12 protein-coding genes are annotated in these 12,653 nt (G+C 63.3%); 4 read left to right on the top strand and 8 right to left on the bottom strand.

Annotation, left to right across the window (positions count from 1 at the left end; all coding sequences use genetic code 11):
* The first annotated feature begins 47 nt into the window (after positions 1-47).
* From FJ977_RS18380 to FJ977_RS18365, 4 genes are all read left to right on the top strand, one after another.
* Complete coding sequence (locus FJ977_RS18380) at positions 48-1,385, top strand: amidohydrolase family protein (RefSeq protein ID WP_181179932.1); 1,338 nt, start codon at positions 48-50, stop codon at positions 1,383-1,385.
* 69 nt (positions 1,386-1,454) lie between these two features.
* Positions 1,455-2,654 carry an arabinose transporter gene (locus tag FJ977_RS18375; RefSeq protein ID WP_140773634.1) on the top strand — a complete coding sequence of 400 codons (1,200 nt, stop codon included), beginning with the start codon at positions 1,455-1,457 and terminating at the stop codon, positions 2,652-2,654.
* A 57-nt stretch (positions 2,655-2,711) separates the two neighbouring features.
* Positions 2,712-3,482 (top strand): SDR family NAD(P)-dependent oxidoreductase, encoded by a 771-nt coding sequence (locus FJ977_RS18370; protein WP_140773632.1) that lies wholly within the window; start codon positions 2,712-2,714, stop codon positions 3,480-3,482.
* Positions 3,483-3,562: 80 nt separating this feature from the next.
* Positions 3,563-3,922, top strand: a complete 360-nt coding sequence (locus FJ977_RS18365; RefSeq protein ID WP_140773630.1) for a nuclear transport factor 2 family protein — start codon at positions 3,563-3,565, stop codon at positions 3,920-3,922.
* A gap of 71 nt (positions 3,923-3,993) precedes the next feature.
* Here the strand turns inward: FJ977_RS18365 and FJ977_RS18360 are convergent, their stop codons facing one another.
* From FJ977_RS18360 to FJ977_RS18325, 8 genes are all read right to left on the bottom strand, one after another.
* Positions 3,994-4,296: a DUF982 domain-containing protein gene (locus tag FJ977_RS18360; protein ID WP_027051844.1), complete on the bottom strand. Its 303-nt coding sequence runs from the start codon at positions 4,294-4,296 to the stop codon at positions 3,994-3,996.
* Between the two features lie 139 nt (positions 4,297-4,435).
* Complete coding sequence (locus FJ977_RS18355; protein ID WP_140773628.1) at positions 4,436-5,422, bottom strand: dipeptide ABC transporter ATP-binding protein; 987 nt, start codon at positions 5,420-5,422, stop codon at positions 4,436-4,438.
* Between the two features lie 8 nt (positions 5,423-5,430).
* The gene (locus FJ977_RS18350) at positions 5,431-6,390 is read right to left on the bottom strand and encodes an ABC transporter ATP-binding protein (protein ID WP_140773626.1); all 960 of its coding nucleotides are present in this window, start codon (positions 6,388-6,390) and stop codon (positions 5,431-5,433) included.
* Positions 6,387-7,358 carry an ABC transporter permease gene (locus tag FJ977_RS18345; protein ID WP_140773624.1) on the bottom strand — a complete coding sequence of 324 codons (972 nt, stop codon included), beginning with the start codon at positions 7,356-7,358 and terminating at the stop codon, positions 6,387-6,389. The genes FJ977_RS18350 and FJ977_RS18345 overlap by 4 nt, the downstream gene beginning before the upstream one ends.
* Positions 7,358-8,374, bottom strand: a complete 1,017-nt coding sequence (locus tag FJ977_RS18340; protein ID WP_140773622.1) for an ABC transporter permease — start codon at positions 8,372-8,374, stop codon at positions 7,358-7,360. Before FJ977_RS18340 ends, FJ977_RS18345 begins: the two co-directional genes overlap by 1 nt.
* 22 nt (positions 8,375-8,396) lie before the next feature.
* Positions 8,397-10,058: an ABC transporter substrate-binding protein gene (locus FJ977_RS18335; protein WP_140773620.1), complete on the bottom strand. Its 1,662-nt coding sequence runs from the start codon at positions 10,056-10,058 to the stop codon at positions 8,397-8,399.
* A gap of 18 nt (positions 10,059-10,076) precedes the next feature.
* Positions 10,077-10,982, bottom strand: a complete 906-nt coding sequence (locus tag FJ977_RS18330) for a proline iminopeptidase-family hydrolase (protein ID WP_140773618.1) — start codon at positions 10,980-10,982, stop codon at positions 10,077-10,079.
* Positions 10,983-11,037: 55 nt separating this feature from the next.
* A complete protein-coding gene (locus FJ977_RS18325; RefSeq protein ID WP_140773616.1) occupies positions 11,038-12,552 on the bottom strand; it encodes a leucyl aminopeptidase in 1,515 nt (504 codons plus the stop codon).
* Positions 12,553-12,653: the final 101 nt, after the last annotated feature.

The raw sequence follows: 12,653 nt of genomic DNA, 5'->3' as shown, positions 1-12,653 counted from the left end.
TGCGGAACCCGCCACTCGTCCCCGCGCACCTGGAAAGGAATAGAGCCATGAGCACGCAAAAGAATCCCCGCACGTTATTCAAGGGCGGCACCGTCATAACGATGGATGCCGCCGTCCCCAATCTCGCGACAGGAGACGTTCTTGTCGAGAACGACCGCATCGTCGCGGTCGGTGCAAACATCCAGGCGGATGGCGCCGACGTGATCGATGCCACGGCAAGCATCGTCATGCCGGGGCTGATCGATGCGCACCATCACATGTGGCTTGGCGTGATGCGGCGCCTGATGCCTGATGTCGACGATCTCTTCGCCTATATCGGTGTCGTCGCCGAAACGCTCGGCGCGCATTATCGCCCGCACGATATGTATGTCAGCACCAGCCTGACGGCCGCCGCCTCGCTCGATGCCGGCATAACGACGATCATCGACGCCTGCCACAGTTCGCGCAGCCCCGAACATACCGATGCGGCACTTAACGCGCTCAAGGGGGCCGGCATCCGCGCGCTGCATCTGGCAGGTGCCGCCATGGACAAGAATGCGTCCAGCGCGCACTTGCCTGGCGATCTCGAACGCCTCGCCCGCACTTGGAACTCCACCGGTGGTCTCGTGCAGGTTGGACTGTTCGGCCAGTTCAATCTCGACTGGTGGAAGGTCGCGCGCGACCTCGACATGCGGATCCTGACCGAGTTCATCGGCGACCTCGCGAAGCTGCCCGCGGAAGTCACCGAGAATGGCTTGTTGGGTCCGCACAATATTTTCAATCATTGCACGCGCCTGCCCGAAGACACCTGGAAGCGCTTTGCCGATGCGGGGGTCAGCGTGACCGTCAATCCGCGCTCCGACGCGCTGTTCGGCTTCGACGACGACCGCTTCGCCTATCAGCAGGCCATCGACCATGGTCTCACGCCGGCGCTTGGCATCGACCTCGACACCGCTTTCGGCAGCGACCTGTTCGGCGAAATGCGTGCATTGTTCGGACAGCAGCGTTCGGCAATGCGCTATCGCCGCTTCCGGGGGGAAACCAACGTTCCGGGGCCGATTTCCGTCGAAGCGGTGCTGCAAGCCGCCACCATCAACGGCGCCCGTGCCGCCGGCCTCGAAGCCGCCATCGGCACGCTGACATCAGGCAAGCAGGCCGATATCATCATGGTGCGCACCGACGATGTCGCCGTGTTCCCGCTCACCAACGCGATCGGCACGATCGTCCAGGCGGTCGAACGCTCCGACGTCGACACCGTGATGGTCGCCGGCAAGATACGCAAACACGCCGGCAAACTGGTCGACATCGATCTTGTCAGGCTGGCGTCCGAGGCAGTCGCCTCACGCGACCATTTGCTCGAAACCAGCGGTTATCGCGCCAGCCTCTTCGGAGCCGCTGCGAAATAATCCGCCTGATCCGGCTGGCCGCCCAACAAGCTGCGGCCTGCCGGCCTCACCCATCCCATGGAGGCTGTCATGTCAGCACTCGCTACCCCTGCGTCGAACCGGTCGAATGCCGCGCCGGCTAATCTTTCCCGTCCCGCACCCGGGATCATCGCGGCGCTGTTCTGCGGCTATCTCTGCGTCGGCTTGCCGCTGCCGGTGCTGCCGCTGTTTATCCATGACAAACTTGGATTCAGCAGCCTGATCGTCGGGCTGGCCATCGGCATCCAGTTCCTGGCCACGGTGCTGACGCGCGGCTATGCCGGGCGCGTCACGGATCAGCAAGGCGGCAAGCGCGCGGCGGTTCAAGGTGCGATCGTTTGCGCTTGTGCCGGCCTCCTTTATTTCGTCTCCGCGCTGCCCGGTCTGTCTCCTGCAACCAGCCTCGCCATCGTGGTTGTCGGCCGCCTGGCGGCCGGGTTCGGCGAGAGCCAATTCGTCACGGGTTGTGTCTCGTGGTCGATCGCCTCCGTCGGTCCGCAGCGCGCCGGCATGTCGATGTCCTGGACCGGCATTGCGATGTTCGCCGCGCTTGCCGTCGGTGCGCCGGTAGGCATGGCGCTCTATCAGGCCTATGGGCTCGATGCCGCCATGGTTGCCTGCGTCGTGGCACCGCTTATCGCCGCCGCTATCGCCTTTGGCTCGACCTCTTACATGACGCCTGGCGGCCAACGACTGCCCTTCCACCGCGTCGTCGGTCAGATCTGGCGCGAAGGTCTCGGCCTCATGCTGCAAGGCGTCGGCCTTTCCGGCCTCACCGCCTTTGCCTCGCTCTATTTCGCCGCGCTTGGCTGGGGTCATGCCGGTCTGGTGATGACCGCTTTCGGCATCGGCTTCATTCTCATGCGGGTCTTGTTCGGGCATCTGCCCGACAGGATCGGCGGCTATCGCGTCGCTCTGTGGTCCATGGTCATCGAGGCGATCGGACAGCTGATGATCTGGAGTGCCCCGCATGAGAGCATCGCACTGGCGGGCGCCCTGGTCACCGGACTAGGCTGCGCGCTAATCTTTCCGGCCCTTGGCGTCGAAGCCCTGAAGCGCGTCCTGCCGGCAAACAGAGGCAGTGCGATGGGTGCCTTTGTCGCATTCCTCGATATCGCCTACGGGCTCGCTGGACCTGTCGCGGGCTTTGTGGCCGGTCAGTTCGGTTACGCTGCCGTCTATCTGCTTGGTGCCGCCAGCGCATTGCTCGGCGTGGTGTTGGTCTCCACGGCACGCCGTCGTGAAAACTGACCGCCGACCAGGCACCATCGCCGCGCACCAACGCGGCCAGTTTCAAGGAGAATTGCCATGTCTCGCATCTTCATTTCCGGTTCGTCCGCCGGCCTCGGCCTGATGGCGGGCGAACTGCTCGTCAGCCAAGGCCATCAGGTCGTCCTTCATGCTCGCAACGCAGTTCGCGCCAGCGACGCCCGCCGGGCGTTGCCTCAGGCCGAAGAGATCGTGGAGGGCGACCTCGATACAGTTGCTGGAGCTAGGCAAGTCGCCACGCGCGTCAATGGACTTGGCCGCTTCGATGCGGTGATCCACAACGCCGCCGTCGGTTATCGCGAAAGCCATCGCCTTACGGCGGATGGCTTGCCGCACGTCTTCGCCATCAACACATTGTCGGCCTATATCCTAACCGCCTTGATCGAGCGACCACACCGGCTGGTCTTCCTCAGTTCAGGCATGCACCATCATGCGGACGCCAATCTTGACGATATCCTCTGGCGCAAGCGCCGCTGGAACGGTTCGACCGCCTATGCCGAGAGCAAATTGCATGATGCGATGCTGGCATTCGCGGTAGCCCGTCGCTGGCCCGAAGTGCTGTCGAACGCGCTCGAACCGGGCTGGGTACCCACAAGAATGGGTGGCCCCGGCGCGCCCGACGATATGATGCAGGCGCACTTGACGCAGGCCTGGCTCGCTACCAGCGACGAACCGCAAGCCAATGCAACCGGCCGCTATTTCTATCATCTGCGTCCGCTGGCCGCCAACCGCCAAGCCGACGACAAGGCGCTTCAGGATCATCTGCTTGAAATCTGCGCCGAGCTTTCCGGCATCACTCTGCCTGCCTGATCCAGAACATTCCATGAGCTGTCACGAATACAAAGGGGCATTCTACGGTAGGATCTGGTCGAAGCAGAGGCGAAGCCGGCATGGGCGATTCGGCAGCAAGAAAACCAGTCTACGATCCGCAGGATCTCGAGCCGCTGCTGATTTCGCGCCAGCATGCCGGAGATGTCGATGGCATGACCGCTTTGTTCGAACCCGATGCGGTGATCGACTGCGGCGGCGGACGTTTTCTGCGCGGCCGCGAAGCCATTCGCCGCTACTATGCCGAGATCCTCGCGTCAGGACGGAAGTTTGCCGTGGGAGAACAGCGGCCTGCGCTTATTTGCGGCGACCTGGCACTCACCTCGACCCTTTTTCCCGATGGCGACATAACCAGCGAAGTAGCACGGCGGCAAAGCGACGGCTCGTGGCTTTGGGTGATCGACCGTTATTCCGTCGCTTGAGCGTACAGATAAACCGCCATTATGGACGCGGTCCATAACGTTCAGCAATGACGTCCAGCAGCCCGACGCGTCTATCGCCGCAGCGCGTATACGCCTGCCATGGTTTCGCCGGCGACAGGCAACGCCATGTCATCGTCCAGAAGGCGCGTGATCCGGGCAAAGCCCGTGAATGCCTTCCTCGCCTCTTCAGCCGACATTTGTCCCGACAGGGCGGCCGAACAGCAATTCAGCGCGCACTGATACACAGGTCCACGTCGTCCCGTCGGCCATTTACGCAAGAAAACCATCGCCTCGGCGACACTATCCACTTCTTCTACAGGGTGTCCCTGCCCGCGCGAGATCCGCACGGGCGAAAAGAAATGCAGGTAGTCCATCGTTTCCTCCCGGTCGATCGCGATGCGCCCGATCGAACCCATTGAAACGCGCCGCCTGGCAGTCGGTTCCATGCAAAAAACGGAATCTTTAAAAATCTTTTGGCCGAATGCGATCGCCGATACGAGGATGACCGCTCGGCTACACCGTTGGGAAGTGGCAGGCAACTTTCCGCCCAGGCCGATACTCCCTCAGCTCCGGCCGCTCCGTGCGGCAGCGCTCGGCCGCGATCGGGCATCGAGGGTGGAAACGGCAGCCGGATGGCGGCTTGAGCGGGCTCGGCACATCGCCGGTGAGGATGATGCGCTTGCGCGTCCCGCTCGGCGTCGTCTCGACCACGGGCACCGCCGAGATCAGCGCCTGGCTGTAAGGGTGGGCCGGGGCCGCGAACACCTCCTCCGCCGGCCCTTCCTCGACGATCGAGCCGAGATACATGACCGCGATGCGGGTCGACACCTGGCGCACCACCGAGAGATCGTGGGCGATGAAGATGTATGTGAGGTTGAGCTTCTCCTGCAGGTCGGCGAGCAGGTTGACGATCTGCGCCTGCACCGACACATCGAGCGCGGAGACCGGCTCGTCCAGCACGACAAGATCGGGGTTCAACGCGATGGCCCGCGCGATGCCGACACGCTGGCGCTGCCCGCCGGAGAATTCGTGCGGATACCGCATGACATGATCCGGCAGCAACCCGACGAGGTCGAACAGTTCGGCGACGCGCGCGGTGATTTCGCGTGACGAAAGCCTGCCATGGATTCGCAGCGGCTCGGCCACCAGATCGCCGACACGCCGGCGCGGATTGAGCGAGGCTGATGGATCCTGGAAGACCATTTGCAGGCGGCGCCGCAACGGCCTCAGTTCGGACAGCGATTTTGTGGTGATGTCGTCGCCTTCGAAGAGAAGCTTGCCGTCCGTAATGTCGTAGAGCCTCACCAGGCAGCGCGCCAGAGTGGACTTGCCGCACCCGGACTCACCGACCAGCCCGACCGTCTCGCCGCGCCGCACGCTCAGCGAAACATTGTCGACCGCATGCACGGTTCGCATGCCTTCGGCGGAAAAGCGGGTGCCGATCGAAAAACGTTTTCCCAGCGAACGCGTCTCGAGAATCGGGCGGTCTTTGTCGGTCATGGGTCCGCTCATGCCTGTGCCACCCGAAAGCATGCCGCGGCGTGGGTACCGGCCCCAAGGTCGGGCTTGCCGGTCACGCAGGGTTCGTAGTGCACTGGGCAACGCGGCCCGAACGCACAGCCTTGCGGCAATCGAAGCAGCGATGGCGGCGAGCCGGGGATGGCAGGCAGGCGGCGCGGCTTGTCGCCGGTCAGCGGCGGGATCGAACCGAGCAGCGCCCGCGTATAGGGGTGTCGCGGATCGGAAAACAGCTCCATCCGACTGCCGCGTTCCACCACGCGGCCCGCGTACATGACCATCACCCGGTCGGCGAGTTCGGAGACCACGCCCATGTCGTGCGTGATGAAGACGACAGCTGATTTGTGTGTCGCGCGCAGCTTGCGCACCAGGTCGAGAATGCCGGCCTGCACCGTGACGTCGAGCGCCGTGGTCGGCTCGTCCGCCACCAGCAGCGCCGGATTGCAGGACAAAGCCATTGCGATCACCGCCCGCTGCCGCATGCCGCCCGAAAGCTGGTGCGGGTAGCGCGACATCGCCTCGTGCGGGTTGGGAAAATTCACCTCGGCCAGCAGTTCTTCCACCCGCTCCATCGCCTTGGCCTTGCTGATGGTGCGATGCGCGCGGATCTGTTCGGCGATCTGCCAGCCGATCGTGTAGACAGGCGTCAGCGCCGTCATCGGATCCTGGAAGATCATCGCGATCTCGTTGCCGCGTAAACGACGAAGCTCCCGCGCGGGCAGCCCCACCAGTTCGCGGCCCTTGTAACGGATCGAGCCTTCGATGGTGGCGTTGGGATCGGTGATGAGGCCCATCACGGCCAGCAGCGACACCGTCTTGCCGGAACCGGACTCGCCGACGACACCGAGGATCTCGCTTTCCTCGAGGTCGAAGGAAACGCCGTCGATGGCCCGCACCAGGCCGTCATTGGTGCGGAAGGATACTTTGAGGTCGCGCACCGACAGTATCATGATGTCCTCAGGCGCGGATCGAGAAGGATGTAGACGAAATCGACGACCGCGTTGGCGATCACCACGAACATGGAAGCATACATCACCGTTGCCATGATCATCGGCAGATCGAGGTTCTGCAGTGCGTCATAGGTGAGCTTGCCTATACCGTGCAACCCGAACACCACCTCGGTCAGCAGCGCCGAGCCTCCTACCAGTGCGCCGAAGTCGAGGCCGAACAAGGTGACGAAGGCAATGAGCGACGTGCGCAAGGCATGGCGCAGCAGGATGCGGGTCTCCGACAGCCCCTTGGCCCGGGCCGTGCGGATATAGTCTTCCTGCAGGGATTCGATGATGGCCGCGCGCAGCACACGTCCATAGATGCCGATGTAGAGGATGGCCAGCGTGATCCATGGAATGATCAGCGTCAGGAACCAGCCCTTCGGATCGTCGGAGAAATTCTTGTAGCCGAGCGGCGGCACCCAGGAGAACGCCCAACTGTCATGGTAGCGGCTCTGGGTGATCAGGTTCATCACTTCGCCCAGCCAGTAGACCGGCATGGAAATGCCGAGCAGCCCCAGCGCCATCAGAAGCTTGTCCAGCCAACTGTCGCGGGTGGCGGCGGCGACGATGCCGATGATGATGGAGACAACCACCCACAGGATCGCAGCCCCGAAGACCAGCGAGAGCGTGACGGGAATGGAATCCATGACCGCCGGCACCACCTTCCAGCCACGATTGACGAACGAGGTCAGGTCGCCCGTGACGAAGATCTTCTCCATCATCTTCACATATTGCACGTAGAGAGGCCGGTCGAAGCCGAAGCTGTGGCGCACCGCCTCCAGCACTTCGGGCGACGCATTGCGGCCGGCGATGCGCGCGGCCGGGTCGGCGCCCGGCGTCGCGAAAAAGATCAGGAAGACGATGACCGAGATGCCGAACATGACGAACAGCATCTGACCGAAACGGCGCAGGATGGCGTAGATCATCAGTCGCGCCCCAGCCGAACCTTGGAGCGCGGGTCGAGCGCGTCGCGCAGCCCGTCACCGAAGACATTGAGCGCCATGACCGAAACTGCGATCGCCAGGCCCGGAACCAGCGCCACCAGCGGCCTGGTGTAAAGCAGCGCCTGTCCGTCCTGGATGATGGTGCCCCAGCTCGCCGCCGGCGGCTGCACGCCGATCGACAGGAAGGAGAGTGCTGATTCCGTCAGCATGTTCAGCGCCATCATCAGAGGCACGAAAACGATGAGCGTGGTGGTGATGTTGGGCAGGATATCGCGCCACAGGATGCGCCATCCCGGTACGCCCAGATTGATCGCGGCGAGCACGAACTCGCTGTGGCGCAGCGACAGGACCTGCCCGCGTATTGGTCGAGCCACATAGGGCACGTAGACGATGCCGATGATGATGACCGGCAACCACAGGCTGCCGGACTCGATATCTATCGGCCCGATCCTGATCCCCTGCGCGATGGTGACAATGGAAAGCGAAATCGCCAGCAGGTAGATCGGAAACGCCCACAGGACATCCAGCAAGCGCGACAGCACCGTGTCGGTGACGCCGCCGAAATAGCCAGCGATCAGTCCCGCCGCCGTACCGATGATCAGCGTGAAGATGGTGGCCGCCCCGGAGATCAGCAGCGAGCTCAGCCCGCCATAGAGCATCCGGGCCATGACATCGCGCCCCTGACTGTCGGCGCCGAGGAAATAGTTGCCGAGCCGCCAGGTCGGACCGATCGGCGTGTAGCCGAGCCCGAGCCCCTCGGTCGATTGTTCCATCACCGGGACGTCGGCACCGTCGATCTGGATGACGGCGTCGAGCGTCGAGGCGAAGGGGTCCACGCCTGCCCATTGCGCATAAAGAGGTGCACTGAGGCAGGCAAGGACGATGAGGAGGAACACGGCCAGGGACGCCATCGCGGCCCTGTCCCTTGCCAGCTTCGCAAACGCGACGGCCCAGGGCCCTCGCGTCTTGCGCGGCATGGCGACAGCTTGGTTCGACACGGACGTGTCCCTCCAAAGGTCGTTACTGCACCCAGGACTGGGTGATCATCCAGTTGAATTGCCGGTTGAACTTGAAATTGCCAACCCGTTTGCTGACGAAGTCAAGCCGCTTCGGCGTGAAGAGGCCGACGGCCGGTGCCTTGTCCGTGACTTGCTTGTCGATTTCGGCCCACAATTTGTCGGCGGCTTTCTGGTCGGTCACGCCAAGGTCCAGCGCCTTTTGCATCTTGGCATCGATGTCCTTGTCGCAGAAGCCGGCGATGTTGATCGAAGCATCCGAACCTTCACGGAAGGAAGCGCAGCTGAACAGGATGTTCAGGAAGTCCGAAGCCGCCGGATAGTCCTTGTACCATTGGGTGACGGACATCTGCACTTTGTTGTTGGTGTTCTGGATGTAGGTGAACTGGATATTGGACGAGATCGGCTTGACGTCGGCTACATAGCCGATGGTCGTCAGCACACTCTGCAGGTAGACGCCGATCGACCGCGAAATGGCGGTATCCTCGACGATGATGGTGACCTTCTGGCCCTTGGTTCCCGATTCCTCGACGAGCTGCTTGGCCTTGTCGAGATCAGGTGCCGACCATTTGGCGCCGGGGTCCTTGGTGAAGGGGCAATAGTCTTCGTGGCCGGGGAAGTCCGGCGGCAGGACCTGGCAGACCGGCGAGGCCAGCACCTTGCCGCCGAACAGCTTGACCAGTGTGTTGCGGTCGATCGCATAGGCAACGGCCTGGCGCGCCTTTTCATTGTCGAATGGAGCAAGGCGGTTGTTCAGCGGGGCGTACCACCAGGCCGAAAGCGGCGAGATGTGCAACTGGTCCATGGACTTGCTGCCAAGTTCGCCCAGGCGGTCGCTCGGCAATGCGTCGAACATCCAGTCCGCTTCGCCGTTCTGGATCGCGGTGACGGCCGCTTCCTCGGACAGGCCGAAATCATATTGGACAACGTCCGGATAGCCGTCCGGCTGCGCCTCCTCGCTCCACTGCTTGAAATTGGGATTGCGCGAAACCGTCATGCCTTTGTTGGGGTCGAAGGCGGAGATCATGTACGGACCGGTGCTGGGGATGGGCTTGGAGCCCATGTCTTCGGCTGGCGTATCCGCCGGCAGGACCACGGCATGCGGCAAGGCAAGCTTGTAGAGGATTTCGGCGTCGGGCTTGGTGAGGTTGACGGTGATGGTGCCGGCCGCTTCATCGCCGACAACGCCGCCTTCCAGCGTGCAGCCCTTGGTGTCGGCCAGGCATTTGTCGGCGCCGACAATGCCGGCATAGAACGTGCCGGAGGTCGGCCCTGAAACCTTGAAGATGCGCTGGAATGAGGCGACGACATCCTTCACGCCAAGATCCTGGCCGCTGGAGAACTTGATGCCCTTGCGCAGCTTGAAGGTGAAGGTCTTGCCGTCATTGGTGACCTCGGGCAGCGCCTCGGCCAGGTCGGGAACGATGGTGAAGCCGTCCATGCCCTCGGCCTTGCGGAAGGCCACCAGCCCGTCATAGATCGGCTGGTACATCTGCCAGCCCTGGTCGGTGTAGTTGATATGCGGGTCGAGCGTTCCCGCCGCGGAGCGGGCCAGAAGGCGGATGGTGCCGCCTCGGTGCTCCTTGAGATATTCGGCCTGTGCCGGGGCCAACCATGTGCCGGCCAGCAATGCCGCGGCTGATGCCGCCAGAAGCAGTTTCTTCATGTCTTGATTCCCCTTTTCTCAGTTGTCGTTGTGGTCCAGGAAGTCTCCCACCGCCCGCATGCACGCATCCTGTTCTTCGACATGCGGCATGTGGCTGGAGTGCTCGAATATCTCCCAGCGCGATCCTCGGATGCCGTCCTTGAAGGGCTGCACGGTCGCGGGCGTCGCCTCGTCGTGACGCCCGGAGATGATCAGCGTGGGAACATCGATGGCCGGCAGGCGGTCGATGATGCTCCAATTCTTCAGGGTTCCGATGACGTGGAACTCGTTCGGCCCATTCATCAAATTATAGACGGTGGGATTGCGCACGACCTGGGCGAAGGTCTCCGTCACCTCTGGCGGGAACGGCACGACCCGGCAGACATGCCGCTCGTAGAAAACCATCGTCGCCGCCTGGTAGGCCGGATCGTCCGTCGTGCCGGCCTGCTCGTGGCGGGTCAGCGTCTCCTGCACGTCCTCGGGCAGGTCGGCGCGCAACCGGTTGGCCTCTTCGACCCACAGCTTCATCGAAGCCGGCGAGTTGGCGATGGTCAGCGACTTCAGACCTTTCGGCCGCGTGACCGCGTATTCGGCGCCCAGCATGCCACCCCAGCTCTGGCCAAGCACATGGAATCCCGCGCGAATGCCAAGACGGTCGACGAGGTTTTCAAGCTCGTCGATGAAAAGCCGAGGTGTCCAGAAGTCGGCGCCTTTCTCGGGCAGCAATGTGGAATTGCCGCAACCCAACTGGTCGTAGTGGATGACGGCGCGATCTCCTCGGGCAAGAAGCTTGTAGGCATCGACATAGTTGTGGGCGGCGCCTGGCCCACCATGCAGGATCACCACCGGCGCCTTGGCGGCGTCGATGTCGCCAGAGATCCGATACCAGGTTTCGTAGCCGCGGAAGGTGGCCCGCCCTTCCCTGCCAATGATCTCAGACGACATCCCGGTTCCCCATCACGTTCGAACGCATCTCTTTGCTGTCCCTGACGGCAGGCGCCTAGTTTACCCTGCGGCTGGCCTGCACCCACTCTTCCAGCATCTGCACGCCGAAGGCGGTGGCACCTTGCCTGCCCAAGGGCCGATCGGTGTCGGTCAATTCCTTGCTGGCGATGTCGAGATGCACCCATGGGCGATCTTCCGTGAAATGGCGCAGGAAAGCAGCTGCATAGGGAGCATCGCCATCCTCCATGTCCTTGGCATGATGGCGGAGGTCGGCGAATGGCGATTGCAGCCCCTCGTCATAGGCACGGTCGAGCGGCAGCCGCCAGAACCGCTCGCCGACGGTTTCACCGGCCGTGATCATCTGCAAGGCAATCGCATCGTCGGTGCTGAACAGGCCGGCGAATATCGATCCCAGGCCGCGCGTCACCGAATAGGTCAGCGTCGCCAGATCGACGATCACCGACGGATTGAAGCGTGTTGCCGTGTAGTGGAGGCAATCGGCCAGGAGCAGGCGCCCTTCGGCATCGGTGTCGAACACTTCCACGGTCTGTCCCGAGGCCGTCGTGATGATGTCGCGCGGTTTGAGCGCTGTGCCGGACGGCATGTTCTCGGCAATGCCGAGGACGCCGACGGCATGTACCGGACTGCCTTGCCGGGCGAGCGCGATCATCAGGCCGACCACCGCCGCCGCTCCGCCCATATCGGCCTTCATGTCGAACATCTGCTCGCCGCGCTTGATGCAGAGGCCACCGGAATCGAAACAGACGCCTTTGCCGACGAACGCCATCGGCTGGGAGGGAGCACCCTTGCCGCGATAGCGCAGCACGGCCACCCGTGGCGGCCGCGCCGAGCCGGAGCCGACCGCCAGCAGCGCGTTCATGCCGAGCTCTTTCAGTTGCGCGGCATCGAGTATTTCGATGTCGATGCCGGCCTCGCGCAGCGGCTCCAGATGATCGTGGAAATTGTCGGGGTGAAGATGGTTCGGCGGCAGGTTGACCAGCGTGCGCGCGTATTCGACGCCATCGGCGATTGCATTGACCCGGGCCAGCGCCGGGGTCAGCTCCGCGCTACTTGCTCCGACCAGTTGCACCCGCAGGGTTCGATCCGCTCCCGCCCCCTGGCGCCGGTTGCGCATGTCGAAACGATAGCGCCGCAGCCGCATGCCAAGCGCGACGCGCGCCAGGATTTCGGCTCCGGGCAAGCCGACACCGGCAATAGGGTCGAGGACAAGCGTGGCGGCGCATTCGCCCTTGCCTTCCAGATGCGCGGCAAGCAAACCGCCGGCGCGCGCCAATGACAGGGCGCTCACGGCTTCAGCTTTGCCCAGGGCCAGGACGATTACGCGCCGGGCCGACACGGCCTGTGGGGCGATGAGATCGATGCAGGTGCCGGATTCGGCCAATGCGGCCGGGTCGGAGCAGGCGCGGGACAGAATCCCGCCCATTTCAGCATCCAGCGCCGCTGCCCGGGGGCCAAAGCCTGTTTGGGCGGTTTGCAAGATCACGACGACAGAGGCTTCCGCGGAAATCTCGTCCACCGTTTCGAAGACCGGCACTGGCGATTGAGGCATATGCAGTCGTTCTCCCATTTGCTGATGTGCGCAATGCTCCCGCCGCCGGCGGTGAAACCGATCAGGCCGGCCTCCGCCATTGGTGGAATGGTGCCGGAGGC

The sequence above is a fragment of the Mesorhizobium sp. B2-1-3A genome (assembly GCF_006442655.1).
Taxonomy (GTDB): domain Bacteria; phylum Pseudomonadota; class Alphaproteobacteria; order Rhizobiales; family Rhizobiaceae; genus Mesorhizobium.
Note: the sequence above shows the minus strand (reverse complement) of the source record. Positions and strands in the feature narration are given on the sequence as shown.

Coding starts and splice junctions, on each gene's coding strand:
- FJ977_RS18380 (WP_181179932.1), top strand. CDS start 48: ATGAGCACGCAAAAGAATCCCCGCACGTTATTCAAGGGCGGCACCGTC.
- FJ977_RS18375 (WP_140773634.1), top strand. CDS start 1,455: ATGTCAGCACTCGCTACCCCTGCGTCGAACCGGTCGAATGCCGCGCCG.
- FJ977_RS18370 (WP_140773632.1), top strand. CDS start 2,712: ATGTCTCGCATCTTCATTTCCGGTTCGTCCGCCGGCCTCGGCCTGATG.
- FJ977_RS18365 (WP_140773630.1), top strand. CDS start 3,563: ATGGGCGATTCGGCAGCAAGAAAACCAGTCTACGATCCGCAGGATCTC.
- FJ977_RS18360 (WP_027051844.1), bottom strand. CDS start 4,296: ATGGACTACCTGCATTTCTTTTCGCCCGTGCGGATCTCGCGCGGGCAG.
- FJ977_RS18355 (WP_140773628.1), bottom strand. CDS start 5,422: ATGACCGACAAAGACCGCCCGATTCTCGAGACGCGTTCGCTGGGAAAA.
- FJ977_RS18350 (WP_140773626.1), bottom strand. CDS start 6,390: ATGATACTGTCGGTGCGCGACCTCAAAGTATCCTTCCGCACCAATGAC.
- FJ977_RS18345 (WP_140773624.1), bottom strand. CDS start 7,358: ATGATCTACGCCATCCTGCGCCGTTTCGGTCAGATGCTGTTCGTCATG.
- FJ977_RS18335 (WP_140773620.1), bottom strand. CDS start 10,058: ATGAAGAAACTGCTTCTGGCGGCATCAGCCGCGGCATTGCTGGCCGGC.
- FJ977_RS18330 (WP_140773618.1), bottom strand. CDS start 10,982: ATGTCGTCTGAGATCATTGGCAGGGAAGGGCGGGCCACCTTCCGCGGC.
- FJ977_RS18325 (WP_140773616.1), bottom strand. CDS start 12,552: ATGCCTCAATCGCCAGTGCCGGTCTTCGAAACGGTGGACGAGATTTCC.